This window comes from Paenibacillus sp. 598K (assembly GCF_003851045.1).
Classification (GTDB): Bacteria; Bacillota; Bacilli; order Paenibacillales; family Paenibacillaceae; genus Paenibacillus_D.
In genome coordinates this window covers 7,204-7,531 of sequence record NZ_BFBX01000305.1, presented here as the reverse complement: position 1 = coordinate 7,531, position 328 = coordinate 7,204, and the positions used below count along the sequence as shown (strand labels likewise).

Here is a 328-nt window from a genome sequence, read left to right as displayed (position 1 = left end):
GCGCAGCATAGTCGCCTCGGAGCAGCGCGCTCACGCCCTCCCGCAGCTGCCGCAACGGCTCGCGCACTTGCCGACGGGCCTGTCCGCGGAGCAGCAGGACGAAGCCGAGCAGCAGCAGACAGCCGCTCGCGACTGCGCCATAGCTGACGAGCAGCGACGTCTGCGGGCTCGGCTGGTGGATCAGCTGCTGCGGCAACACGAACAGCGCGTGGCCGTACTGGACGCCAGAGCGATCGAGCAACGGGAAGGCGATGCGATAGCTGCCCTCGTCTGTGCGCGCGGCGTACAGATCATAGTGCAGCGCCCTCCGCAGGTCGATCCGGTCATC

Annotated in this window: 1 protein-coding gene; it reads right to left on the bottom strand. The window is 68.6% G+C overall.

The window, feature by feature from the left end; all coding sequences use genetic code 11:
• The coding region (locus PA598K_RS36980; protein ID WP_185602442.1) for a hypothetical protein at positions 1–328 on the bottom strand (328 nt) is incomplete at both ends.